The organism is Mucilaginibacter sp. OK098 (genome assembly GCF_900142915.1).
Classification (GTDB): domain Bacteria; phylum Bacteroidota; class Bacteroidia; order Sphingobacteriales; family Sphingobacteriaceae; genus Mucilaginibacter.
Map to the genome: position 1 here is coordinate 406,857 of NZ_FRCM01000001.1, position 25,696 is coordinate 432,552.

The following is a 25,696-nucleotide window of genomic DNA, read 5'->3' on the forward strand; positions in this document are numbered from 1 at the left end:
ATTATTTAATATATATTCCTAAAACCGGTTTAATATCAACATGGTCGACGAAAGCGTTGAGCAGCTTTTCATCAAAAATTCCATCCTCTCCGTAATGAATGCCTTTCAGATTAAAAATCAGTTTTCGCACAGCACTTCTTACAAACATAATCTTATGCCTTTTTAAAGTCCTGTTTTCAATCAGATAACGTTCTTTCATTTCGTCCTCAATTACGTCCATTTTGATAAGCGTAAGCAGCAGCTTTTTGAAGTTATGCGGTTGTATTGTTTCCCCATCGATCCAGTTTCTTATTGTACCGGAACTAATACTAAAGCCATTTTCTATCAGCAGATCCCTGAACTGATCGGTTTCATTGTGATCCAATGTAATACAATTATTGATTTTCTTCCGCCATTCTTCGTCATACTTCAGGGAAGAAGCCATTTTCTCATCCTGTGACAACGCATTTTTCAAAATGTTTTTCATTTCCGCCCGGTTTTTCGGCAAAAGCACGAGGTCGCCAGTTACAAGATGTTGAACTTCTTTTTGTACGGAGTCCTTTTCTCCTTCAGCATGGTCTTCGAAATAGAAAACGGATTTATTTTCAGGCCATTCCACATGAGTACCGTCCTCAAAAAAGACAAAATAGGTCTTTACACCTTTTTTTGTGGCTTTTGTGGTGTCATTATTAAAGAAATTCAGCACCCCGTGGACGTACTCTGAAATATCTTCAATATCAGCAGAGTCGTCAGTTTCTGCAAAAAATTCTGCTTCATCTGCTAAAGCGATTAAACCGTTATCTTGTTTGTCCGAAGTTTCCGATGGGGGTTCAAGATTAAGGAGATTGTATTTAATATCTGTACCGCTTATCCCTGCAAGACCTGCAACCGATTTATTAAAGTGATTAATAATTATTTTGCTGCTTTTTTTGTTAACAAGGAACACCTGTTTATTGCTTAACAGGTTGACAAGTGCATTGTTTAATACGTCTTTATTCCAGCTGAGATATATGATGAGATCCGGCAGATCATTGTTCGTCTCTCTGATCTGCAAAAACTCCTTCGCTGTGCAAAAGGACATACTTGTCTCTTTTAAAACCAAAGCGAGTTCGGATTCAAAAAAACTGCGGTCGTCCTTATCGGTGTTATTGGTAACAAATACAATCTTTTTTAAGACGGTATTATTTTGTGCAATAATATGGCGTATATCCGTAAGATTACCGCCAGAAATGTTTTGTGAAGCAAGAAAATCCCTTGTTTGCTGAATCAGACCTTCATCCTGGTTGTTACTAAACCATATCCGCTGATATTCATCTAATTCCTGATCTATTATCTTATTCAGTTTAAGAAAGGTTTCCGGTTTATAAAATGACAACAACTTATCACGTAAATTATATAAATGACCGATTTGTCTGATGGTTTGTCCGTTGCAGAAATTGTTCCGCCCCAATTCTTTCCACTGATGCAAAAGGTGTTCTGCGCTGGTCTGTATGGACTCCAGCATTTTGTCAGTCATTCTTTTTACCGAAATGAGAGGTTCAGGCATATCAAGACCATCAAGTACGATTTTTTCCCTTGGTGTAACCTGCCAGGCCTCCGATCTGATCCCGTATTTTGCCATCCATTCGTGAACGGAGAAATTTCTGTTTTTACAGATCAGGTAAATGTCTTTCATTACTGTTCCGAGGCGGTCGAAATAAATCTCTTTTAATTCGCTTATTCTCTCATCCAATACGCCAGATCTTTCCCATATTTTAAGCAGTTCATCGAAATCATCAATGATTATTGTATTCAGATGGTCGATTTTGTTTTTGCCAGCCTCAATAATGTGGTTAAATGCCATCACACTATCGTTTCTCGCTACAAGAACGGTTACCGGCTGATTTTTTGTTCTGGGCGCGGAAATCAGGCTAAGTTTAATGGCATCTTCGGCAAAAGATGCCGTTTGAATGTTTAAATGCTGCCGTAGATCGTGTCCAGCTACCCGCAGATTCCGAAGGAGTGTTGAAAATTTAGAAACGCTGGAAAAAAGAATAACGCCTTCGTGGTTTCTGCCACCGTCAAGCACAGGTAATGTGAATATGTTATGATGACTCGCATTATCCAATTGGGCGAATGCGCTCAGCCGCTCACGGATATCTGCCGAATTTTTATAGCTATCCCATTTTAGTTTATAGTCGTCCTCGAACAATAATTCATGCTCACTGATTCCTGAACGGAGCTGGATTGTGCGGTTCAAAAAATTTATCCCGGTAATGGAACAAATGCTGGAGTTATATCTGACTGACTTTTTGCCAGGCTCGAATTTTTCAGTTTTGAAGCGCTGAGCAGTAAGGGCTTTATTAACTGCTTTTCTGTAAAAACCGACAGCAACGTAAAAAGGCAGAAAGTGAATACTCGCTGAATTCTCCTGTAAATACAACTCTATAATTCTGTTTTTTGAGTCAACAGTGTTCTGGTATATCAGGAAGGGCAATAAAGTATTCTCACTGAAGGCGGAAACTTCCGCGTCATTGAGATTAAATCCCGTATTTTTAAGATCGGGAAATTCCGTTGAAATATAATCAGCTATGTATTTTTTATCCAGCATAATTTATTTCAATCTGCATTGGTTAATTCTTCGTGTTTGTTCAGTACGTCCCGGACGATTTGTCCGATCTGAAAAGCAAGATAAGGCGGCACAGCATTGCCGACCTGATGAAACTGCTGGGTTCTGGGGCCACAAAAGAAGTAATTGTCCGGAAATGTCTGGATGCGGGCAGCCTCTCGTACCGTCAGACTCCGGCATTGCTGAGGGTCATAATGGATAAAGTAATGTCCGTCTTTCGAGATATGACTCGTTACAGTAGTAGCGGGCTCGTCCGGCAGCTGTACTCGGAACCTGTCATTAAATTTTCCGGATTCTACATTCTCATGGTCGGGAACAAGATCGTCGCCGAATTCCCTGTAATCCTGCATTCTCGGAAACTTTCCGTGGACCTTGCTGTAAAGTGCAGCGAACATATATCTTTTCAGATCCAGTGACAAATGAGCACGGGATGCGTGCTGAACTACACCTTCTGTTTTTTTATCATTAAACCAGCTATAAAGCGGATGGTCTGTACTGAGTGTGTCTGTGACATAGGAAAGATATTCCACACCAGTGCCGACCGGAAATCCGCTGGGCTCAGCATTACCTTCCGGAAAATGAGATGAAAGTTCCGATGCGTATTTACTGACTCTGCCGGACCAGTTTTCATAAGAGTCTTTGACGGGGAGATAATGCCGCTTCTTTTTTAATATTCCACCGGTAACAATCTCTTCTGTATGTGAATAATCGCGATATATTCCGCTTCTTACTTTTGGCAACATTCCGATCACTGAACCAAGATTGACCTTTTGTGATTTCTTAAGGATTCCGGGTTCTGCTTTAACATCTTCCCTTACACCCAGCAATATAACACGGTGCCTTTTCTGCGGAACACCGTAGTTTTCAGACCGGATAAGAAAGTCGCTGTCTGTTTTAATCTGATCGGTAACCAGAGAATGAATTCTATATTTTGAGGAAACATGCTCCGGGAAAACGGAGGATGGATCGGAAAGGTCTGCCAGTATTCGTGGAAATATTTTTTCACCGTTCAATTCGGCGGACAACAATCCCTTAACATTTTCCATAACGAATACCGCGGGTTGATGTGCTGCGATAATACGGAGGTATTCCTTGTAAAGATGAACCCGGTGATCATCCTCATGAACTCCGCCAACCCGTGACCTGCCGACCAAGGAGTATGCCTGGCAGGGTGGCCCACCGATCAATACCCAGTTGTTTTCATGCTCAAGTTCCTCTGATATCCGGGAGTCAATTTCTTCTGAAGATGTCGCTCCCAGTGTTGCCTGCCAGGCTTCCTTAATGGCACCCTGATAAGCTTCCGGGTATTGATCAAACAGTTCGGCCTGTGTAATTGTCTGCCGAAGAAAGTCGTAATATTCCGCAGGCAATGCGTTTACCGGAAACTGACGGAGAAAAGACCGCAGTGTGAGCGTCTGATGCGCAAAAGCATCTTTTTCAACGGATAGTTTTATTTTAAAAACCCGGTTGCCCTGAGTATCCACAAGAGTACTAAAGCCTTCGGCTAAACCGCCGGGACCGGCAAACAGATCAATGATAGGAACAGGCATCTACAAAAAATAATTATTAAATATAAAGCTAATGTATTTTAATTTAGGGATTGATTTTCTATAATATTCAGGAGAATTTTGTTTTCCTGTTGCGGCTCCCCAATACGCCAGTTTTCAAATTGCAAAGTATTATAAAATATCCGGTATAAATATTTTATACGTTCTTCCACCGCGGTTTGCCATGCTTTACGTCGGTTGTCAGGCCATTTAGCGGGATTGCCTGCACAGCCAAACCATGAATCCCGGTTATCAGGGTTTATACAGGATGCTTCAGTAAAATCTTTTTCTGTGGTATATTTAAGTTGACGTGCAACTTTATCTTCACTGAGGTCTGGCATATCCATGCGGAGTTTTTCAGCCGGACAAATATTGCCGTCAGAACGGTTGGCCCACAACGGCCAGATCCTGTAGTTTCCGATTGACCCTAGATATCGTCCTCGGCGTTCTCTGAACGCATTTTCATGGTCAGGTGTCGCGCCCGGAAGATTGTTTCGTGAACCCTGTCCGAAAATGTGGGAGGCAGGGAGTATATGATCATAGTCATATGGGGTATCACTGGCATCTTCACTCATGGGATTATAACCGGGAAACCACACAGGAATATCAGATCGCTGAAACCATAGTAACAACTCTTTTTTCCACCAGAAAGAAAGCCTGAAGGGACGAAGCGGATCGGTTTCTTCTCCCAGTAGCGCATCCCAATGTCGCAGGTAACCATCAGCAGGCGCATTTCCAAATGAAAGGATCTGATCCGGCGCGGGTACAACCTTTGCCAGATCGTTTTCAAGACATTCGAGATATATTTCACGATCCGGAAAAATGGTATTGTTTGTCGAAGTTATAACTCTTACTGCTGCTTTGGATACTTTGTCGGGGTCGTCGAATCCGACAAGAGAATAAGACAAATATCTGATGATCCCTTTTCTGCTGACCTCAAAATCTATTTCCTGATCCAGTTGCCGGTCTATCCAGATAAGAACGGGGTGTATCAGGGATGCCCGCAGATGAAGCAAAAGCTTTCGAGGTAACCCCGGATCGCCTGAAGGGCCATTCTCACGAAATATTGCCAGCTGACAAAAATGACTTAGAATGCGTGTAAAGCGGGACACCTGCAAATCATCCGGTAACATGAGCCTTTTCATTTCATCAAGAAAGAATGATTGATCATTAGGGCTTCTTTCCGCTATCCATTGTCTGAATTTTGTAACACTAGGCTTTGGATCATCATTTTTCTTCGCCCGCAGTGCTGCAATCCTTGATGCGGCCATGACCAGCTTGGTAGGTGTGAAAAGATAACCTATCTCAGGATTATTTAAAATCTGGGAAACGAGATTATAGGCTTCATCCCAAGATGATTTCAGAAGGGAGTAAGCCATTTCTTCCCCCTCAAGCGGAGTGCCGTTAGCGTTTACACGTGTAAAAAGCACTTCCAAAGGGTCTATATTTTTTGTGGTGTTTTGTGATACCTCTTCTTCTGTGTGAAGCAAAAGTGAAATATGCCGTTGCCTGACTGCGTCTTTTCTTAAAAGATTTCGCATGCTTTTAAGTACGTCTTTGAAACAGCTGGTTGGTTCTGTTGTCCTGTTCGATTTATATTGTTCAGGAACATACTCCATAATGAAATTCCAGTCGGCTTCGCGGAAATTGCCGGAATAGCCGCCGCAGGCTTCAATTAAGATATCAACGGGTACGGGTAGTCGTGACTGTATGGGCCATGGGCTGAATCCATTGAGGCGCTGGTACTCATCAAGCACGGTTCCATGATTAATTTTTAACTGATAATCATAGTGAAGATTGCTTTCTGCCAGTACTTTCCTTGCATTCTGCTTTTCCGGATCGGAGAGTTTCCTAACCGGTGTTTCCTTGTTCATTCCCCATGGCTGATAGTTGGTCAGCAATCTGAATATAAACTTTCTGTCGTTATCCTCGGGATTTTGAAAAGGCAATTGAGGATCAAGATCTATATATAATCTTGCGGAACCGGTTGCCTTAAATCCCAATAACAGTGCGCGTGTTCTTTGCTGACCGTCCAATAGAAAATAGCCGTTCCCCGGTTGCTCTCTTTGAATACCGTCAAGCACCGACCTCGCAACAGTTTTTTGCTTTCTTTCAGAAAGATAAAAGCTTCCAATGGGGAAGCCCCGAAATAATGAATCCCACAGCCGTTCGATCTGAGCAACATTCCACACAGAATTTCGCTGAATGGGCGGTAACTGAATGCAGTCGAACTCGCCGTGACTTTTATTCAAAAACAACTCGGCATAGTGAATAAACGAAATATGGCCGATATCGGTTGATTGGAAAAGGTCTGGCATTTGGTAAATATAGTTGATTAGCGGTATTGTATTTTTATCCTCTTACTTAAATGAGTTTAATGAATATATGTCACGCTTAATAATATAATAGGTATTCTGATGTCTGGTTAACAACTACATTGCATTTAATTTAATGTCGAACCGGGTCTGAAAAGTAAACGAAATCTCGGCCGGAACGCTGGCCCATTGGCTTCCTTTTTTTCCTGTTCGAGTAAGGTTTGAAGATTGCCCTGCCTGATATTATCCATCGAATCCTCGTGTACGTCTACGGGAAGCCATTCCGGATTATCCAGCGTCTCTGCCAAGGTGCGCGATCTCAGAGGATAACCGGGAAGACCGATTTCTGTTAGGATATCAATATCTCTCAACGAAGTAAATCTACAGATCAACTCATGCCAAGGAATTGCGGGAGAGGGGTGTAGGTCATTGAACTTGACAGTTGCTTTCAGATTGCCGTCAGATAAACCGTGATTGGCTTGCAGATATTCAGCGGTCACGACCGTACAGCCATAAAGGTCATTATCGACACCTGTTTTGATTGCCGTTCTTTTTAACACGTAGTTGTACAGTAAATACATAGGAATTTGACCCAGCGATTTGGCATAATCAATCAGCAGCTGAACCTGATTGGCACGCCGAATTCCTACATAGTGATTCATCTGTTTGTAATTTCCGTTACCAAGTTTGATCCATTTTTTTGTTGAGGTATGATAAATGATTTTGGCCTGAAGCGCGTAGGTAATGACCCGCCCATCATTTTGCTCAATACAAAGTTCGAGATCATCACCATGTGTATCTTCCATCGTTGATTCGAAAAGGGAAAATCCTAAGTGGGGATAGACAGCTTTTAATAGCCGCATTTCATAAACCAGGTTTTGTGTAATTGTAGTTTCATGTATTTTCAGACGGGGTTTAATCCTGGAAAAACGGATTCTTGCCCAGCTGTCTTTGGCGGCGGCTTTAAATATATCGCACTCGTCGGGTGGATTAAGAGGATCAAGATAATAGAGTAAACTCATGCTGTTATTTGTAAATTGACCTTTAGCCCGCTGTGTAAATGGATATTATAAATAGTGTATCGATATAATATACTGAAAAAAAGTTTAATGCTAATATCACACTGCTTTTAAGGGTGGCGACATAGGCGATTTGCTCTTTCGGGATAATTTATACGCGATTGAATTGGCGAATAATCCTAAGAATGTACCAACGGGTATATCATACAACAAATTTGCTGAATAGCCAAGAATCTTAAATGTGACCGTAATAAAGATGGAAGTCAGCAGACAACAAATCAGGGAAATTTTGTTATGTCGGAAACTAAATATTTTAATCAGCATACAAGGGGCGAGCACCGCACCCAGAGAAACTGCAAAAATGGTAAGATTAAATACGGTGGTATGCACAAGTAAGATTGCGGGTATAATTGTTCCCATAAATACCAGGATTAGTAATAACCGAGAATTGATTGCCCACCTGTCCTTCAGAATATCCGAGGAAATATAATTAGCAATGGAAATGTTAAGTGAACCAGCAGAGGAGGCGATGGTCGAAAACACACCGGCCAGGACCAGGCCTAAAAGCCAAGGTGAGGAGTTTAGGTTAATAAAAATCGCCAATGCTTTTTCAGCCTGCAATTCTTTTAGATCGGGATAAACCGCTTTGATAAGCATACCCAAGAAAGTCATGCCGATCCAGGTATATTGTACGAAGAACATATACAGGTATCTCGCTTTTTTAACATTCCTTTCATCTTTTGCAGCGATAATCTTATCCAGTATTTGCGGCTGGCTGAAACTAAAGCCAATGGAAGCTGCTGCCCAACCCAGTATGAAAACAATCCCGTTCTCAGATAAAAATACGAAACTGCGAGCGAAAGTCTGAAATGACTGGCTGAGAAAGCCGCTAAAATCAGGGGTTTGCCAAGCACAAACCAAGGTGGTTACTGTGGCGAGTAAAACCATAAAGCTCCCCTGCACGATATCCGCATAAACGGACGAAAGAAATCCTCCGATCAGACAATAACCAATAACAAGTATGGAAAACAAGATAATACAGTAAGCATCATCGATATTAAAAAAGGCGTTGTAAAGTTTTCCCGCAGCGTTCCATTGAGCTATAGTATAAAGTGTAGCTGAGAGGATGATACAGACGCTAATCAGAGTATTAAAGCCAGAAACCTTTCCGGAGAGTTTACTGGTAATAAATTCCGGTATTGTTCTGATCGAGTTTTCAGCGGCATAGGTGTGCACTTTGGGTGCGAAAAACTGCCAGTAGATAAGGTCACCTAATAGGAAGGATAGTGGGAAAACGATTGCACTGAACCCCATGCCATAGCCCATAGCTACCGCGGTTGTAATTATAAAACCGGTGTTGGTGGTTGTTCCCGCGCTAAATGCGATCAAAAACCAGTTGAGGGATTTGAACTTTAAAAAGGTAATCTTTTTAGACCTGGCCCGCCAGCTGTTCAAAAATACCAAAGCTAAGAAAGCGATAAAAATAACGATGCTCATATTGATGTCTTTTAAAATTCTTTCATTCCGGGTAACCTTTTCAGTTTATCAAAGGTTGCCTGGAACTCCTGTATCTTTTCTTCCGAACCATAATAGGCCACGCTGAGCGGATTACGTTTATCATCCAGCGTCAATTTTCCGGCAAGTTGGTTACTTACGACTATGATATCTTCTTTTAAATTATAGTAATCATCAGGGATGTCTTTGGTGAAAATATAATAGACCTTAATTTTGTGTGCTTTTTCCTGCCCCATAATCGACCAGAAGAAATGAGAATCTGCGGTGTCTTTGAACAAATGAATCCGGGTGATTGAACCCGATTTGTCTTTTATGAAATCATAATTGGTTTTCAGGTAGTCCTGCCCCTCGACTTCTTTCCACCATCGATCATGATTGACGTAACTGGTCGCATAAATACGCGAACCATCGTCACAGTTTTTAAATATCTTATCCGCAGATTCACTGAATTCATTGGAGTTTTTATCGATATTCATGACCTTTTCGTTGTTCGTTGCGTAAGTTAGGAACTTATTGAACTTAGCGACTTTGTCATTTATAATGGACGTAATAATCTTGTCGTGCGGATTGTCGAATTGCTTATAAACGATGTTGAGCTTGCTGGAAAGTTCACTGACATCCGCTCTTTTACTCAATTGCTCATTGAAGTTGACATATTTCATCTCGGTTACTACCGTTGATATATAAAACAGCATGGATAACGCCATCGGTTTATAAATGATAAAATTCAGAAAATCGATACCCGTGTCCGGGTCTTTCTTTTTGATCGCGGCGAATTGTATCCAGCGGTAACTAATACCGGCTACAGCAATAATGGCAGATACCCATATTTGCAGTTCCTTCCAAGATGATGGGTCCATAGCTGATTTAATTTGAAAATTTAAAAGATGCTAAACTGATGTCCTTTTCGTTATGCTCGAAAAACTCGAAACAAGAAAAATATTTATTGATGTGCTTAATCAGGTTGTTTTTTGAATACCTATAAGAGATCGCCGTGATGATTTCGGTGTCCTTCTCGATCACAAGGTCCGGTGCCAGCTGAAGGTCTTCCAATACTCTGAATCCCATTTCTATTCTTTGGTTACGAAATTCAGTGAAATAACTGAGTTGTTCCTGTTCGATCCCCGCCAGTTTTAAGGACAGGTAATTGAAATATTCGGCGTATTTATCCCGGTAGGGTAGCAGAATCGTTTCTATATTTTTCTTTTTAAAGTATTCAGTTATAATTAGACAGGTTCCGTCATTTCCAGCTAATTGCTTTAATAATTTCAGGATTTTGTCCGGACGGTAATTATTAAAGGTCAAACCAATAAAAAAAAGTTTTTCCTCGTTCTTGTCATTAACGATAACTTTCGGCAGGTCTTCGAACAGGGAGTTGATGCGATGGCAGGTTATACCAATCTTATTAATCTCCTTTTCAGTTATGTTAAGGAAGTTCTCACTTACATCTACCGGAAAGTAGTCAAAGGGAACTCCGGTTTCTTGCAATTGCTTGAGTAGCGGTATTGTTTTGGTAGGCATGCCCGGCCCGAGGTCATAAAAACTCAATTTCCCGGTAAATCCCTTTAAAATTTTGTGCTTGTATTTTTCTATAAGGTTTAGCGTGGGATCGTGTAGCAGACTGGAGAACTTGTCCGCTTCGATCATCGTGATGTAAGCCTGTGACTGGCTTTTATCCAGATAAAGATGGTAAGGCTGATCAAAAATTATTTTATAATGCCCGTTTTTAAAAAGCTTTTTACTTTTCTTCAAATCACCCAGAATAATATTTGCAGGCTGCATGGATCAGGTTTAGATTATTAGGAAATTGTGATAGTATCCTATTAACAGTAAGATAGTTAGTCTTTAGATGATAAAAGGTTAGCTAAAACTACAATTATTATTTTTCAATCCAAGAAGGAAAATAATATTATTCATTTTTCTATCAAAAATTATTTCGCTGCTCCTTCGCCCAAGCCATCCATTCCAGAAACTCCGGCGTATGTTCCGCCTTATAAAACAATTCCGCCAGGTATTCATCCAGTACTTTCAATTCCTTCCAGCATTTAGCCTCCTTCAATAATTTCTTAAACTTTTTTTTCTTCTTTCTAACCTTTTCGGGTCTAACAGCCGTTTCCTCATCCTCAGCCAACACCTGTTTCACCACCGGTCGCTGTTTCGCCAATTCCCTTTCTGCCTCCTTCTCTGCCTGTTCCGCCCAGCCTTTTTCCAGCTGTCGCCCCGCCACCTCCATATGGTTAAGGATATCCAGGATCTGGTCTTCGAGAAATTGTTTACCATCCCGCCATTCCCTTCCCAGGTAGTATTCCATCTTAAAGGCCAGCTTGCCGGTCGGGTCATACAACTGGTGACCGTGCAGCGTTTCTTTTGGTCTTTTCGTCGTGATCTCCCATAGGCGTACCCGTTGTTCCACCTTGCGCCGGCAGACCAGCGTGTCCCGTCCATCAAACTCGATCCGGTAACCGCGCCGCCGCCAGCACTTGACCAAAGTATCCATAATGCGCAGCGCCCGGTTGATATTACCCGGTGAAACCCGGATGTTCAGTTGTTCCAGTTCGGTATGAACGGTTCCGAATTCAGGGTTGGGTTTAGTGATCCGCGAACGCAGCGTATGTTCGGCCGTTAGGATCAGTTTATCGGGGTGGATCAACCGGTCCGGTACAGCAAAGGACAGTTCCTTTTCACCGGGGAAGAGGATAGGAGGTTCGTGTACCTGCCGGGATTCCCTCAGGTCAGGTGGCGCCGTTTCAGCAGCGGCCAGTTCGGGTTTAGCTTCAACGGATAGCTCTGTAAGGGAATACGCTCAACGGGCTTCCCGAACTGGATGCGTGACCAATGCCCCACCGGTGGCAAAGGCACCTCTAGCTTTTTGCACCATTGTTTGATATCCCAGTTGCTCAGGGACAATTCCGCTTCCAGTTTGGATACGGGTTTGCTCCAGATGTGTTCGTAGAGCTCTTCCCGGCTGAAGGGCGCTTTCATCGTTTCCGTGCCTGCTTTGCCAGGTAAGCAACGGCCTGCTGCTCGATCTCGGCTTTGCTGTTGCGTCTTTGGCTGCCCATCCATTCATTGATCTCGGAACGTTTCAGGTAGATCCTTTTGCCGCCCGGCCGGTAGGTGGGAAGTTCGCTCTGCATGGTCATTTTATAGAGCGAGGATTTGGAGATGCCGATGTATTCCGCAGCTTCTTCCATATTGAGCATTTCTTTCAGAACGATCCCATCCTCTTTACCGGTAAGCAACAGGTTTTCCAATCGTTCGACCTTTTCGAGCAGCAAGGCCATCATTTCGGGCAATTGTTCAAAGCTGATCTTATCCATTTAGTTTCCGATGTTATCCTTTGATTTCCTGTAAGTTAAATTTGGATGATTGTAAAATATTTTTTTTATCATTAGGGCTAATTTTCTTATATTTATTGATAAGACTCTCTAAAAAATGAACGCGGGCGGGCCATACGATCATGATGAACAACTTTTGCTGATCCAGTTAAGAAACGGGAACGAACGCGCCTTTACTTACTTCTACGAACGCCACAGCCTTATCATTTACAGGAAGATCAAAAAAATGGTAAAAGTGGATGTTTTAGCCGATGAGCTGATGCAGGATGTGTTCGTGCGGCTCTGGGATAAGCGGCACCTGATCGACCCGGAAAAGCCTTTAAAATCTTATCTTTTTTTGATTGCGCAGAACCTGGTGTATGATTTTTACCGCAAGCTGGGCAGGGAAGAGCGTTTGCAGTCGGAGGTGATGAAGGCGTTTACGGAAACTTACCTGCATACGGAAGAGGAGGTGTTCGCCAGGGAAACTCAGGACATACTCAATAAGGCGGTGGAACATTTACCGCCGCAGCAACAGCTGGTGTTCCGGTTATGCAAGCTGGAGGGTAAAACGTATGAGCAGGTGAGCCAGGAGTTGGGGATATCCACCGCGACGATCAATACCCATATTGTCCGGGCGACTAAGAGTATCAAGGAGTTTATGTTTAATTATAACCATGTGGCCATGCAGGTGCTGCTGGCTTCGGTGATCACGGACCTGGCGAGGAAGCTGTAGCTATTTACAAAGTCGTTAATAACCTAATTCTAAATACTTTTTAAGCAAAATCTTGTAATCGGGATGTTTGACAGGATACTCCTCTGTACTGATCAAGTTATCAGCCTTATCGTAAAAGAAGGCTTCGTTTTCGAATTTGTAGATTTTAACCACTAAAAGTTCTGCCTTGTAATCGTTATCAATGACAATACCTTTTTTCAATGACTTGTTATTTCGCATTATTCTGTTTACGAAGCGCAGAGTATACCGATCGGTACTGGCGACAAATAACATTGCGATATCTAAAAAATCTTCCACGATGGTCAACTCTGGTTTAATAAATTGGTGCTCAAGGAGATTTCTTTGCTTGTTAACTTTATTTAATATTCTCGGCGCGATGATACCTAATTCTTTAACCAGATCTATTTTTTTCGGGAAGCCCCAATAGCCTTTTTGTGATGTTTTATAGTATCCAAACGATAAAAGTAATGAATCCAGTTGCCCATCCATCGCACGTTTTGCATTCGATAATGCGTTAACCGCCTTGTGGTCATAGGAGCTGGTCAAATCGAATTCAGCGTATTTTATAAATTCTGCAGGGCTAATGTCGAATGGCGTTTCCAACGTGGATACATGAGTTTGTGAAAATTTTGTATCCACGTCATCCAGCAGCGTTAATAAATCGGCTATCGTTGTTTGGTTCATTAAATTTTATTGGGATAAGCTGAAATTATAAAGGTATTATCGAATTGGCCAGTCTTTTTTGTTTTCCCTGTTCGGTAGTGTAATACCGTTCTTCAATTCCAAAAAGAATTTGTTTCAGTTCTTCTTCGTTATTAACAGTGAACTGTTCTGACTTTTTATCATAAGTGATTGTATTGCAATATTTTCCTATATACTTAAAAAGACTGCTCTTTTGCTTGGTACTGTAAGATTTTAAGGTGTCTATTACCATTGCAATGCGCTTCCTGTTCGCTGTTTTGACTTTTGTTGCATCATAGGCTGCATCGAGTTTGAGAAAGGTACTTTTGAGAAAGTTTTCAGTTTCTGTATCGGTAGCCTCTCGATAAATTACGTCAATACCTTTAAATATTGTTGTTATTGATGAAAGACGTTTAAAATATAAAACATCTAAATTCTGATCATATACTGCATCGGGTGAATTATTTATTACGATGATTAATTTGTCACTCATTAACGTGGGCGCACTACCTGCTTGAAAAAATTTTTTGTTCAATACCATGCTTGGTGCCATTTTCTGAAAGAAGAATTGTTCATCTTGAACTGAGCATAGAAATTCAATGTCCTTGTATTTATCTTCAGGTAATTGCGGGTACTCTGTTGAAGAAAAAGGCTTGCCCAGGAAGTCAATGAAAAAGTCTTTTTTCGAGAATTCCCTTATTTCCAGCCATTCTTCTTCTTCTGGTTTATATCCCGCTTCATAAGCCCGTGTCTCTGAGAGATCAGGTTGAGAAAAGATTTTTGTATTGGATAAAACCTTTTTATAAGGTCCGTTAACTCCTTTCAATTTTGCTATTAAGTGGTCCATTTATAAATCAGTTTTTAGAAATAAAAGTGAAATCATTGATGCGTTTCAGATGAGGGCAATCCAAACTGATCGGACTACTAATTGTTCGTTTGGAAATAATAAAATTTCGGATAGCGTTCTGTGTAGTTATATAGTAAAATTTATAGCCGAATAATAAAAAGATCGGATTAAAATAAGCGGTCTGAGACAAAAATGTCATTACAAAGATAATGAGGTACACGAACATAAGCGTAGTGTTATCCGGTACGCTCAAGGCAACGAAGAAATAGCCTAAGTAACTTGGCAGGAACGAATCGTTGGCTGGTTCAGCAGTTTTGACGCTGAGCAATTCATCATCGTCTAAATTATCAACGATGGCAAGACTGATTGCAGTGAGTATGATCGGTAGGGTAATGTAAAGCACATAAGAAATAACGTGAGGTAATTCTTTCAATAACGGATGTAGCGAATTAATTACTGCGCTGGTTTTGATTAAATAAACCACTACAATTAATGCAGTGGCATTTACGGTTAAAAATATTCTGTAAAAAAAATTGAGCATGAATTAATTAAGGTTTCGGGATATCAACACCAAAGTTACTAACTAAAAATAACTTATTGTTATAGAGGTTTTTAATATGCCCTTCTCTTTCTGCCCCATTGTCCGTGGTGGTATATATTAACTTATCAAAAAATAATTATTAAGTTTTTTTTCATTCCGTGTCATTGACAGGCTTTGCACAGGCGTAATAGCTTATAAAAGGACCTTTATTTTGGCAAAACAAATACAACCGGAATTTTTATATCGCAGGTATCTTTCAGGAGATTGCACCCCGGAAGAACTGGCGGCCCTGTTCCGTTATTTCGGAACGGCGGATGAAACCGCGCTGCGCGGGCTGATCGAAACCGAGTTACAGGCTTCGGAAGAAACTACGGCATCAGTAGCGGAGGAGCAGAAGCTTGCCGTACTTAAAGAACTGATCGATGCGCGTATCCGCCCGGATGCAGGACGTTATTACCATTTATGGCAGCGGATCGCGGTGGCGGCTTCGGTACTGTTCATTCTTTCAGCGGGCGGGTATTTCCTGTTACATAAACCAACGGTGCCTGTACAGGTGGCGGTACTGAAACCGGAAGACCTGTCGCCGATGAATAAGGGGGTTATCCTGACGATGGGCGGCGGTAAGAGGTTGGTATTAAATAATAACCATAAAGGCACCATACAGACCGCTGACGGCGCGAAGGCCAGTCAGTCGGACGAAGCCTTAACTTATGAGCAAACCGCATCAGCTGAGCCGGTAGCCCATACGCTGACCAATAATACGGCTAATAAATACAGCCTGACTTTAGCCGACGGCACCGAAGTGTTCCTGGATGCGGCTTCCTCGATCACTTACCCGGTGGCCTTTACGGGCAAGCAGCGTAAGGTGAGTGTGACCGGGCAGGTCTATTTAAAGGTAAAACATAATACGGCAATGCCTTTCTATGTAGCGGTCGCTGACGAGATCATTGAAGATATTGGTACGGAATTCAATATCAATGCTTACCCGGATGAATCGGCGCTGAAAACAACCCTGGTCGAAGGTGCGGTAAAGGTGAGCCGGAAACAGCAGGCGATCTTGTTGCAACCGGGAGAGGAAGTGGTCGCTACCAATTCAGCGATGGACCGTAAACCGGCTGACCTGGAAAAGACGCTGGCCTGGTTACAGGGTAAACAGATTTTTAATAAGGAGCCGCTGGAAAATATCATGAACCGGATCGCGCGCATCTATGATGTGCAGCTGGTTTGGGTGGACCCGGAAACCAAGAAGATGAAGTTCGGCGGTTCTTTCGACCGGACGAAAAAACTGTCTACGGTGCTGAACTTCCTGCGTAAGGTTGGACCTGATGTTGATTTTGCGGTGGAGGGAAAAACGGTTAAAATATTTAAGAAGAAACACAAGTAGAACCCCATGAACAGATTTATAACTAAATGTTAAACGCTTAAACAAAGGACTATGAAAAGAATTTTACGCGAATGATGCCGTGAGGCCAGCGTGAAACGGATAAAAAAAACGCATCCCGAATTGAGCCTCGGGACACGTTAACGTCCGGGTCACCATTCCTTTCCGGCGGAGCCGGTAAGGGGATAAAAACAATTTGTCAGTCAACAAATAAGTCTAACCCGAACAATTCAAAAGTATGAATTTAAATGCAATACGCATAAGCGGCGGCTATAACTATGTCCCGCGTAAACTCTTTTTAGTCATGAAGATCACTACATTTTTACTGTTGATCTCAGTTCTGACCGTCAGCGCATCCAGTTATGCGCAGAAAATCACCCTGAATGAGAAAAAGGCCGGCCTCGATGAGGTGTTGGCGAAGATCCGCCAGCAAAGCGGTTATGATGTTATTTATAGTAATGATGTGCTGGAGAAGAGCACGCCGGTAACGATTAAGGTTTCTAATGTGAATTTGGAAGATGCGCTGAAAGCCAGTTTGCTGAACCAGCCGCTGACGTATGAGATTGAGGAAAAAACGATACTGATCAAAATGAAAGAACCATCTTTCATGGATAAGGTGAAGGATGTTTTGGCTTTAATTGATGTGCATGGCCGTGTGGTCGATGAAAAAGGCAACCCACTCCCTGGCGTAACGGTAAAACTGAAAGACGAAAGCCAGGCAATGGCTACAGATAAAGGCGGATATTTCACATTAAAAAGCGTCAATGAAAATGCTGTTATCGTCATATCATCAATTGGGTATCTTACCAAAGAAATTAGAGCTTCCGCCGAACTGGGAACGATCTCGCTCGAAGTCAGCAGCTCACAATTAGACGCAGTACAGGTTATTGCCTACGGCACCACTTCTAAAAGATTCTCAACAAGTAACATTGGGAGCATAATAGCTGAAGATATCCAAAAACAACCGGTGGGGAATTTAGCGCTAGCCTTGCAAGGAAGAATACCTGGTTTATATATTCAGCAAAATAGCGGAAATACCATTGGAAATGTGAGGATGTCAGTCCAAGGGAAAAATAGTTTACTTAATGGCAGCGATCCATTTTATGTCGTAGATGGCGTACCCTATCCCAATAACAACAACTCTGGCTTGGAAGGGGGAATTACTGCCGGAGGTGGCAATAGCACGCTTAATTTTCTTAATCCCGCGGATATCGAAAGTGTAGAGATTTTGAAAGATGCTGATGCAACGGCCATCTATGGCTCCAGAGCGGCCAACGGTGCTATTTTAATTACGACAAAACGCGGCAAAGCTGGAGAAACGAAGGTCGATTTAAATATGCAAAGTGGCTGGGGCAAAATTACTAAAAGAACTTACGATTTAATGAATACGGAACAGTATGTAGCCTTACGAAAAGAAGCCATCAAAAATGGAGGCGCTACAATATCTAGTACAGATTACGATGTAAACGGCATTTGGGATCAAAGCCGCAACACCGACTGGCAAAAAGAGCTGGCTGGTGGTACAGCGTATTTCACCAATCTAAATGCAGCTATCTCTGGAGGAAATGAAAACACGCAGTTCAGGGCCGGGGCTGGCTATACTCGGCAAACAACAGTTTATCCTGGCGATTTTTCAAATTATAAAAACAATGTACTTCTAAGCGTCAATCACCATTCTACCAATCAAAAATTCACATTCAATCTTTCAGGCAATTACTTACAAGATGAAAATAATATATCAACAGGTGATTTGTTTCAGGTGGCGCTAACTTTAGCACCAGATGCACCTGCGCTCTTTAATCGAGATGGCAGTATCAATTGGTCACCACTTCCAACTAATCCAGATGTGTATACTTTTAACAATCCGGCAAAAGTGGTGTTAAATGAATATAGAGCACAAACCAGCAATCTGATCGCCAACTCCAATATAGGATATAAAATTTTGCCTGGTTTAGAATTTAAAACGAATTTAGGTTATAATAAGTTGGAAGCAAATGTTGAAAATCTTATTCCCATAACATATTATAAACCAGATGGATACAAATCACGGGGTGCGGCTTTTGGTACCAATACTATCGCTTCCTGGATTATAGAACCACAATTAACTTATAGCCAGCAATTTAGTTTTGGTCATGTAGAAGGCTTATTAGGCAGTACCTTTCAGCAAAGCAAAACAAATTTATTGAATCAAAACGCTTCAGGGTTTAATAACGATGCGCAATTGGAAAACATTGGTGCTGCGTCAACAATAACGGTTGTAAATACAGTTCAAAGTTTATATCGATATAGTGCAATATTTGGACGTATCAATTATCGATTGAAAGATCGCTATATAATTAACTTGTCGGCTCGCAGAGATGGCAGTAGCCGATTTGGTTCTGCAAACATGCTTAATAGTTTTTATTCGGCAGCAGGCGCCTGGATTTTTAGCGAAGAGCCGATCATGAAATTTACCAATAACTTTTTAAGCTTTGGTAAACTTCATGCGAGTTATGGAACAACCGGTAACGACCAAATTGGTGACTATAATTTTTTGAGTTTATATAACAATCAAAATTATTCCCCCAATTACCAAAATACAACTGGACTAATCCCTGCTGGTTTAAGTAACCCGTATTTGCAGTGGGAAGAAACTAAAAAGTTAAATATAGGCTTGGATCTTGGTTTCTTTACTAATCAATTTTTCCTAAATGTCAATTATTTCAGGAATCGGTCGTCTAATCAACTCGTATCGTCACCTTTACCAATAACAACAGGATTTACAAGTATTCGACAAAATTTACCTGCGACTGTTCAGAACACAGGGTGGGAGTTAACCCTTGACGCGACTCCCTATAAAAACGGAAAATTCAATTGGCAAATTTCAGCAAACTTCACATTACCTAAAAATAAACTCATTGCCTTTCCCAATCTTGAAAAATCCAGCTTTGCAAGTCTTTTCGTTGTCGGACAGTCGATTACAATTACAAAGGCATATAAATTCGAAGGCGTAAATCCACAAACCGGGTTTTATCAATTTCTAACAGCTGACGGTAAGTTAGTTTCTAATCCAAGTTCTCTAAATGACAAAACTCAACTATTATCCACAGATCCTAAATGGTATGGCGGGATTTCCAATAGATTTAGCTATAAAGGTTTTGAGTTGAGTTTTTTACTACAGTTTGTAAAACATGCTCTGCCTAATTACCGTTTTGGCCCTTACTTCCCAGGCTTTCCCAACTTAAATCTTCCCGCAAACTTCACGAATCGTTGGCAAAAAAATGGCGATAATGGACTTTATCAACAAGTGCAAACGAGTTTTAACTTTATTACCCCATTCTTAAGTGCTACGCAGAGTGATGCAGCTTACAGCGACGCGACGTTTATGCGTCTAAAAAATGCGTCTTTATCTTATACAATTCCCAACTATTTTTTACACAAAATCCATATAGCCAATGCAAGGGTATATTTTCAAGGGCAAAACCTTTTAACTATTTCGAATTATATAGGAGACCCGGAAACTGGTTATGGTACATTGCCTCCACTAAGGGTTTTTTCACTGGGTTTACAATTAACATTTTAAAATTATCGTCATGAATATTTATTATTATTCGCCTCTATATCGAAAATTTTCAAATCAATGGGGCATCTTTATTTGTATTACTATGCTGTGCTTGAGTACCGGCTGTAAAAAATTTATTGAAGTACCAGCTCCAACTACTAGTACAAATACGGATATCGTTTTTTCAGATGATGCGCAAGCGATCTCAGTAATGACAGGTTTATTGGCACAAATTAGCGAAAGTAATACGAATACAAATGGAGGTATTGCCTCTGCTTCTATCATTACAGATTTATCCGCTGATAATTTGAATTTGTCTACATCAGCTTTTGGATCATATGATGGATATGCTCAATATTATCAGAATAAAATAAATTCTCAGTATAGCTCTATCCAAGGTATTCAAAGTTTCTGGCAAAAGATATATCCAATGATTTATACGGTCAATTCCACTATTAATGGTTTAAATAAATCCGACAAAATTACTCCGGCTGTTAAACAAAGGTTGCTCGGAGAAGCCTATTTTTTACGGTCATTCTTCTATTTCTACTTGGTTAATTTTTATGGAGATGTTCCTTTGGTATTGGACATCGATTATAAAGTGAACTCTACAATTGCTCGCAGCTCTTCTTCTGACATTTATAACCAAATTCTTTCAGATCTCAACCAGTCTTTGCAATTGATGGATGATCGTTATGTCAATTCTGATGTTGTGACAACGACAACGGAGCGTGTCCGTCCCAACAAGGAAACTGTGAACGCTTTATTGGCCAGGACCCAATTATATTTAAAGCATTATGCTGAAGCAGATGCCGCAGCTACCCATGTTATAAACCAAACAACATCATATTCAACCAATATTCCGTTAAACACCGTATTTCTAAAAAACAGCCAAGAAACGATCTGGTCTTTACAATCTGTAAATTCGTTTTACAACACCTATGAGGGAGAAATTTTTAAATTGCCTAGTGCTGGTCCTGCCTCTGCGCACCCATTTTATGTTTCTGTTAGTTTATATCATAGTTTTGAGAGCGGGGATCTAAGAAAAGTTACTTGGATAGATAGTGTTACAGTTGGGACACAAGTTTTTCCTTTTGCATCTAAGTATAAAGCATTATTGGGAAATTACAATGCAGCTACTTTAACTGAATATTTAATTGTATTTCGCCTTGCAGAACAATATTTAATAAGGGCAGAGGCTAGAAATGAACAGGGAAACTTGAATGGAGCAAAGTCCGATCTTAACACCATTAGAAATCGAGCTGGTTTAGCTAATACGACCGCAATTACACAATCTGAACTGAGATCGGCGATCTTGAGAGAGAGACGGACAGAACTATTTACCGAATGGGGGCACCGTTGGTTAGACTTAAAGCGAAGCGGTACAATTGATGCGGCGATGCAAATTGCAACGCCTTTAAAGGGCGGTGGTGCATGGGACCCTACAAAGGGGCTATATCCCGTTCCATTATCAGACATAAAAGTAAATGAAAATTTAACTCAAAATCCAGGGTATTAAAAATTTAAGTATTTCACTAATGACTGAAATCTCCGCAAGCGATTTCAGTCATTTAAAACCTAAAAATATGATAAGAAACATCAAATATACCCTTGCTATGCTCCTTTTTTGCCTTAATGGATTTTGCCAGGGCGTTAATTTCGAAAAGAACTTACTCTGGCCTGAAATATTGAAGAAAGCAAAAAAAGAAAATAAATTTATTTTTATTGATGTATTTGCGACTTGGTGCGGGCCTTGTAAAGAGATGGATCAGGAAGTGTATATCAATGATAGCTTAGGTCGAAAAATCAACGACCGATTTATATCTATTAAAGTACAAATGGACCAGACAGAAATAGATAATGATGTTGTAAAATCCTGGTATGCACGTGCGCAGCAATTAAGTAAGCACTATGCTATTGATGTTTTACCCACTTTCATTTTTTTAACCCCCAATGGAGAGTTAACCTACCGCGATGTAGGTTATAAAAATACCGAACAGTTTTCACAAATAATAGATGATGTCATTAATCCAAAGCAAAACTACGCAGCTAAGATTAAGGCCTTTAAATCCCATACCTTAAATTTAGAAGATATGGAATGGCTTGCCATCACCGCAAATCAATTTAAAGAGGACAGTTTAGCTAAGATAGTGGCCAAAGAATATAAGTCTCGGTTTTTAAACGCGCAAAAACCTTCAGCAAATCTGATCAAGCAGCATGTTAAATTTATTCTTACTTTTCAGACACTATTTAGCCCCAATGACCAGTTGGTTCAATATTTTTTTAAAAATCAAATGATGTCAGATTCAGCGATGGGATACGCTGGATTTTCTAGGGCTTTTACAGATTACATCATTCAAAATCATTTTTATGCATTTTCATATAAAGAGAATATAAAACCTCAAAATTATGCCTGGCAAGAAATCTTTAAAAAGGTTAAGCAAAAGTATGACGAGCGAACTGCAAAGCGCATAGAATTAAGAAGTAAATCCTTGTATTACACTTCGATAAAAGATTGGCCCAATGCAGTAACATATGAAATTGCTCAAGTAGAAAATAACGAAGCAAACCATGAAAAAATCAGCCCATCAGGGATTAACAATTTAGTATTTGAAGTTATTTTCCGGCATGCTACTGATAAACCTCATTTGCTAAAAGCCATAGAATTCATGGAGAAATTTGTGCTACCGACTGATGCCTCGCCAAATCACATTGACACCTATGCGAATGTCTTGTATAAGGCAGGCCGTAAAGAGGATGCAATTATCGCAGAACAAATGGCCAAGGATAAAGCGATGGATAAGAATCAAAAATGGTTTAATCTGCAAATCGCGAAGGACATTCAGGACGTCATTGATAAGATGGAAGCCGGGAAGCCTACGTGGGAGACGACTATAAATTGATAGAAGTAGTGACAATGTTTCAAAGAAATTAATCGATAAAATGAAAGTTTATAAATTTTTAATAGGGATACTAATAATAGCATTTGGCGAAGATGTCTATTGTCAATCAAAGAAAAGTATCGATTTCGAGGCTATTGATAACTGGACTACCGAACTAAGGCCTACAATTGCGCCGGATGGAAAATACTTTACCACTACAACCGATAATCTGCCTCGCGGCTGTCAAACCCTAACTTTATCTTCGACTGATCGAAAGTGGGTGAGAAAATACGTGTCGAAAAATTATATTCGCGTCACTTATTCTGATGACAGCAATTACTGTTTGATTATACATGACGATAGTTTGAGTATTGAAAAGTTGGGACATGCTGTTCGTCAAAACATAACTAGAGTTGCAAATTTCGAGTTAGTGAAAGGCAATCACCCCCTAATTTTATATACAACAAAAGATAACCCCGAACAAACCATAATTTATAATTTAAATACACATATAGCTCTGTCGCCCCTCAACTGTAAGAGCCGCTTCGCAACAAAAAATGGAAAATATTTGATTTATCAAAATGTAGACAAAGAGGAAGGTTTGACTCAATTACATTTATTTAATTTCGAGACACTAATTGATCATTTAATATGGTCTGGCTCGGATTTAAATGAGGTAAAATTAAATATTCCGGAAAAATCAATTGCGTTTATCGCTAAAGAAAAAGCAGCGAATGAATTTAGCATGATGTTTTATACAATTGGTAATATATCAGCAAAACGTATAGCAACTGAAAAAGATATTCCGTTAAAGGAAAATTTTTCGTTTGATTCCTTCATCGGTTTCTCAAGTGATGGCAGTCAAATCTATTTTAAAGTAAAAAAAAATCAGACTTCCCCGACGCCGTCTCCAGAAAAAGCTAAAGTAGATATTTGGGGATTCAATGATCCAATGATTCAGTCTGCTAGCAGGGCTGTCGATGACCGCCTGATATTTGGATTGGATATTAACATGAAAAAATTTCTGTTTTTAAGTAAATCGGAAGGAACAGATTTTGATGGGATTAATGAAAACTTTTTATTTATTCAGTCTGATGCGGGACGGGATTATTGGAACGCCGCGGGTTACTCTAAGATTTTTATTGTGTCAGCGCTTAATGGTAAAAGGAGGTTAATTGACTCAAATGTTACATCTGGCGATGCTGGTAGCTACAGAGTTTCGCCGAACGGAAAATATGTAATTTACTTCAATAGTAAGTTAAATAATTATTATAGCTATTCCGTTGATAATGACTCCCGGATTAATTTAACTAACAATATTAAGGATGAATGGGACTATCATTTTTTTTATCTACAACCCGGAGCCAGCCGTGTTACGCTTGGAACTGCTGGGTGGATCGGAGTTAATAACGATGTTATCATTAAAGGACGTTATGATATTTGGCGCGCAAGTCTCAATGGAAGGGAAATGCCAATTTCTATTACCCATCAGTATGGCATGAAAAATGGGATTGAATTTATCATCCCAAAAAACGTTGGCTTGGCGTCTACTTTACAACCGGAGAATAAAACCATAAACCTAGTCGCGTTTGATCCAAAAACTAAAAGGAATGGCTTTTTTACTGTAGATATTACAGGTGACAAAGCACCAGTGCAATTAACCATGGAAGATTATGCTTATTATGTGCCGTGGACAAGTCATTCATGGGGAGAAACTGAATTCATTAAAGCAGATCGCGCAAGCGTATGGATTGTTCCTAGACAACGGAGCAGCGAATCACTCAATTATTTCGTCACAAAGGATTTTAAACATTTTAGCCCGGTTACGAATAATCATCCTGAAAATAAATATAATTTTATAAGAACTAAATTGATCAGTTGGGCATTGCCTAGCGGCAGCATTTCCCAAGGGGTGCTTTACCAGCCAGAGAATTTTGACCCTTCAAAGAAATATCCGGTTATATTTAATTATTATGAAGAAAAGTCTAATAATCTTAATGTCTATCCTTATGTTGAAAGATCGAGTGCCGACATTAATATACCTTATTTTGTTAGCAATGGATATTTAGTATTTACACCTGATATTAAACGCACAAAAGAAGGTGCCGGTCAGGACGCCTTGGTTGCAATGGAGTCCGCAGCTAAATATTTGTCTTCACTACCCTATGTGGATGGATCCAAATTGGGTTTAAACGGAACAAGTATGGGAGGATATAAAACTAACTTTATCGTTACGCATACCCATCTTTTTGCAGCCGCTAACGCTAACGCTGATATATCAAATGTCGCAGCATTAGATTTGGATATTTGGGGCAACGTTTTGGAAGATAGTTTCGCCGGGGCTATGGATGCTCAAGTAGAATTATTTCAGTTTTATCTTGGGAAATCAATTGTTCAAAACTCGGATCTGTATATAAAAAACAGCCCCATATTCTATTTGAAAGATGTTATTACACCTCTGCTAATTATGCATAATAAGCACGATGGCGGCTCTCCATGGTCTCATGGGCTAGCTATGTATATGGGATTGAGAAGGCTTGGCAAACCAGTATGGATGCTTCAATATGACGGCGCCTCACATTTTCTTGACTCTCACGATAAGGTCGCAACCACAGATTGGACTATTCGTCAAAAACAATTTTTCGATCATTATTTAAAAGGGGCCGCAGCACCTGTTTGGATGACAAAAGGACGAGCCCGGAGTGAAAAGCAAATTAACGATCATTTTGAACTCGATACGACAATCCAAACACCAAGATCAACATTGGGAATTTTTCAATAAATTTT

At 40.4% G+C, this 25,696-nt stretch carries 19 protein-coding genes; 6 read left to right on the forward strand and 13 right to left on the reverse strand.

The window, feature by feature from the left end:
• Position 1: 1 nt before the first annotated feature.
• The 10 genes from BUE31_RS01645 to BUE31_RS01690 all read right to left on the reverse strand — a co-directional run bounded on the left by BUE31_RS01645 (position 2) and on the right by BUE31_RS01690 (position 12,303).
• Positions 2-2,569: a DISARM anti-phage system protein DrmE domain-containing protein gene (locus BUE31_RS01645; RefSeq protein ID WP_073399634.1), complete on the reverse strand. Its 2,568-nt coding sequence runs from the start codon at positions 2,567-2,569 to the stop codon at positions 2-4.
• 8 nt (positions 2,570-2,577) lie between these two features.
• Positions 2,578-4,137: a DNA cytosine methyltransferase gene (locus BUE31_RS01650; protein ID WP_073399636.1), complete on the reverse strand. Its 1,560-nt coding sequence runs from the start codon at positions 4,135-4,137 to the stop codon at positions 2,578-2,580.
• 38 nt (positions 4,138-4,175) lie between these two features.
• Positions 4,176-6,452, reverse strand: a complete 2,277-nt coding sequence (locus BUE31_RS01655; RefSeq protein ID WP_073399638.1) for a DUF262 domain-containing protein — start codon at positions 6,450-6,452, stop codon at positions 4,176-4,178.
• A gap of 125 nt (positions 6,453-6,577) precedes the next feature.
• Positions 6,578-7,471: a DUF6615 family protein gene (locus BUE31_RS01660; RefSeq protein ID WP_073399640.1), complete on the reverse strand. Its 894-nt coding sequence runs from the start codon at positions 7,469-7,471 to the stop codon at positions 6,578-6,580.
• Positions 7,472-7,567: 96 nt separating this feature from the next.
• On the reverse strand, positions 7,568-8,965 hold the full coding sequence (locus BUE31_RS01665; protein WP_073399642.1) for a sodium:solute symporter family protein: 1,398 nt from the start codon (positions 8,963-8,965) through the stop codon (positions 7,568-7,570).
• Between the two features lie 11 nt (positions 8,966-8,976).
• Positions 8,977-9,843, reverse strand: coding sequence for a hypothetical protein (locus BUE31_RS01670; RefSeq protein ID WP_073399644.1), 867 nt, complete (start codon positions 9,841-9,843; stop codon positions 8,977-8,979).
• Between the two features lie 7 nt (positions 9,844-9,850).
• Positions 9,851-10,765: an L-histidine N(alpha)-methyltransferase gene (locus BUE31_RS01675; RefSeq protein ID WP_073399646.1), complete on the reverse strand. Its 915-nt coding sequence runs from the start codon at positions 10,763-10,765 to the stop codon at positions 9,851-9,853.
• 142 nt (positions 10,766-10,907) lie between these two features.
• Complete coding sequence (locus BUE31_RS01680) at positions 10,908-11,633, reverse strand: hypothetical protein (protein WP_073399648.1); 726 nt, start codon at positions 11,631-11,633, stop codon at positions 10,908-10,910.
• Positions 11,634-11,710: 77 nt separating this feature from the next.
• Complete coding sequence (locus tag BUE31_RS01685) at positions 11,711-11,965, reverse strand: hypothetical protein (RefSeq protein ID WP_073399650.1); 255 nt, start codon at positions 11,963-11,965, stop codon at positions 11,711-11,713.
• On the reverse strand, positions 11,962-12,303 hold the full coding sequence (locus BUE31_RS01690) for a helix-turn-helix transcriptional regulator (protein WP_073399652.1): 342 nt from the start codon (positions 12,301-12,303) through the stop codon (positions 11,962-11,964). Before BUE31_RS01690 ends, BUE31_RS01685 begins: the two co-directional genes overlap by 4 nt.
• A gap of 115 nt (positions 12,304-12,418) precedes the next feature.
• Between BUE31_RS01690 and BUE31_RS01695 the strand changes: the two genes are divergently transcribed.
• Positions 12,419-13,036 carry an RNA polymerase sigma factor gene (locus BUE31_RS01695; protein WP_073399654.1) on the forward strand — a complete coding sequence of 206 codons (618 nt, stop codon included), beginning with the start codon at positions 12,419-12,421 and terminating at the stop codon, positions 13,034-13,036.
• Between the two features lie 15 nt (positions 13,037-13,051).
• Here BUE31_RS01695 and BUE31_RS01700 read toward each other — a convergent pair whose 3' ends face one another.
• Genes BUE31_RS01700 through BUE31_RS01710 form a run of 3 tightly spaced genes read right to left on the reverse strand, consistent with a single transcriptional unit; the run spans position 13,052 to position 15,105 of the window.
• Complete coding sequence (locus BUE31_RS01700; RefSeq protein ID WP_073399655.1) at positions 13,052-13,720, reverse strand: hypothetical protein; 669 nt, start codon at positions 13,718-13,720, stop codon at positions 13,052-13,054.
• A gap of 25 nt (positions 13,721-13,745) precedes the next feature.
• The gene (locus BUE31_RS01705; protein WP_073399656.1) at positions 13,746-14,564 is read right to left on the reverse strand and encodes a hypothetical protein; all 819 of its coding nucleotides are present in this window, start codon (positions 14,562-14,564) and stop codon (positions 13,746-13,748) included.
• Positions 14,565-14,571: 7 nt separating this feature from the next.
• Positions 14,572-15,105, reverse strand: a complete 534-nt coding sequence (locus BUE31_RS01710; protein WP_073399658.1) for a hypothetical protein — start codon at positions 15,103-15,105, stop codon at positions 14,572-14,574.
• A gap of 211 nt (positions 15,106-15,316) precedes the next feature.
• Between BUE31_RS01710 and BUE31_RS01715 the strand changes: the two genes are divergently transcribed.
• From BUE31_RS01715 to BUE31_RS01735, 5 genes are all read left to right on the forward strand, one after another.
• Positions 15,317-16,489, forward strand: coding sequence for a FecR family protein (locus BUE31_RS01715; RefSeq protein ID WP_073399659.1), 1,173 nt, complete (start codon positions 15,317-15,319; stop codon positions 16,487-16,489).
• 301 nt (positions 16,490-16,790) lie between these two features.
• Positions 16,791-20,048, forward strand: coding sequence for a SusC/RagA family TonB-linked outer membrane protein (locus BUE31_RS01720; RefSeq protein WP_234997726.1), 3,258 nt, complete (start codon positions 16,791-16,793; stop codon positions 20,046-20,048).
• A gap of 10 nt (positions 20,049-20,058) precedes the next feature.
• Positions 20,059-21,546: a RagB/SusD family nutrient uptake outer membrane protein gene (locus tag BUE31_RS01725; RefSeq protein ID WP_083619236.1), complete on the forward strand. Its 1,488-nt coding sequence runs from the start codon at positions 20,059-20,061 to the stop codon at positions 21,544-21,546.
• Between the two features lie 19 nt (positions 21,547-21,565).
• Positions 21,566-22,930 carry a thioredoxin family protein gene (locus BUE31_RS01730; protein ID WP_073399663.1) on the forward strand — a complete coding sequence of 455 codons (1,365 nt, stop codon included), beginning with the start codon at positions 21,566-21,568 and terminating at the stop codon, positions 22,928-22,930.
• A 40-nt stretch (positions 22,931-22,970) separates the two neighbouring features.
• Entirely contained in the window at positions 22,971-25,691 is a 2,721-nt protein-coding gene (locus BUE31_RS01735; RefSeq protein WP_073399664.1) for an alpha/beta hydrolase family protein, read from the forward strand.
• Positions 25,692-25,696 lie beyond the last annotated feature (5 nt).

Bases quoted from the DNA above. Each gene is read 5' to 3' on its own strand.
- BUE31_RS01645 (WP_073399634.1), bottom strand. From the start codon at position 2,569: ATGCTGGATAAAAAATACATAGCTGATTATATTTCAACGGAATTTCCC.
- BUE31_RS01650 (WP_073399636.1), bottom strand. From the start codon at position 4,137: ATGCCTGTTCCTATCATTGATCTGTTTGCCGGTCCCGGCGGTTTAGCC.
- BUE31_RS01655 (WP_073399638.1), bottom strand. From the start codon at position 6,452: ATGCCAGACCTTTTCCAATCAACCGATATCGGCCATATTTCGTTTATT.
- BUE31_RS01660 (WP_073399640.1), bottom strand. From the start codon at position 7,471: ATGAGTTTACTCTATTATCTTGATCCTCTTAATCCACCCGACGAGTGC.
- BUE31_RS01665 (WP_073399642.1), bottom strand. From the start codon at position 8,965: ATGAGCATCGTTATTTTTATCGCTTTCTTAGCTTTGGTATTTTTGAAC.
- BUE31_RS01670 (WP_073399644.1), bottom strand. From the start codon at position 9,843: ATGGACCCATCATCTTGGAAGGAACTGCAAATATGGGTATCTGCCATT.
- BUE31_RS01675 (WP_073399646.1), bottom strand. From the start codon at position 10,765: ATGCAGCCTGCAAATATTATTCTGGGTGATTTGAAGAAAAGTAAAAAG.
- BUE31_RS01685 (WP_073399650.1), bottom strand. From the start codon at position 11,965: ATGAAAGCGCCCTTCAGCCGGGAAGAGCTCTACGAACACATCTGGAGC.
- BUE31_RS01690 (WP_073399652.1), bottom strand. From the start codon at position 12,303: ATGGATAAGATCAGCTTTGAACAATTGCCCGAAATGATGGCCTTGCTG.
- BUE31_RS01695 (WP_073399654.1), top strand. From the start codon at position 12,419: ATGAACGCGGGCGGGCCATACGATCATGATGAACAACTTTTGCTGATC.
- BUE31_RS01700 (WP_073399655.1), bottom strand. From the start codon at position 13,720: ATGAACCAAACAACGATAGCCGATTTATTAACGCTGCTGGATGACGTG.
- BUE31_RS01705 (WP_073399656.1), bottom strand. From the start codon at position 14,564: ATGGACCACTTAATAGCAAAATTGAAAGGAGTTAACGGACCTTATAAA.
- BUE31_RS01710 (WP_073399658.1), bottom strand. From the start codon at position 15,105: ATGCTCAATTTTTTTTACAGAATATTTTTAACCGTAAATGCCACTGCA.
- BUE31_RS01720 (WP_234997726.1), top strand. From the start codon at position 16,791: ATGAAGATCACTACATTTTTACTGTTGATCTCAGTTCTGACCGTCAGC.
- BUE31_RS01725 (WP_083619236.1), top strand. From the start codon at position 20,059: ATGAATATTTATTATTATTCGCCTCTATATCGAAAATTTTCAAATCAA.
- BUE31_RS01730 (WP_073399663.1), top strand. From the start codon at position 21,566: ATGACTGAAATCTCCGCAAGCGATTTCAGTCATTTAAAACCTAAAAAT.
- BUE31_RS01735 (WP_073399664.1), top strand. From the start codon at position 22,971: ATGAAAGTTTATAAATTTTTAATAGGGATACTAATAATAGCATTTGGC.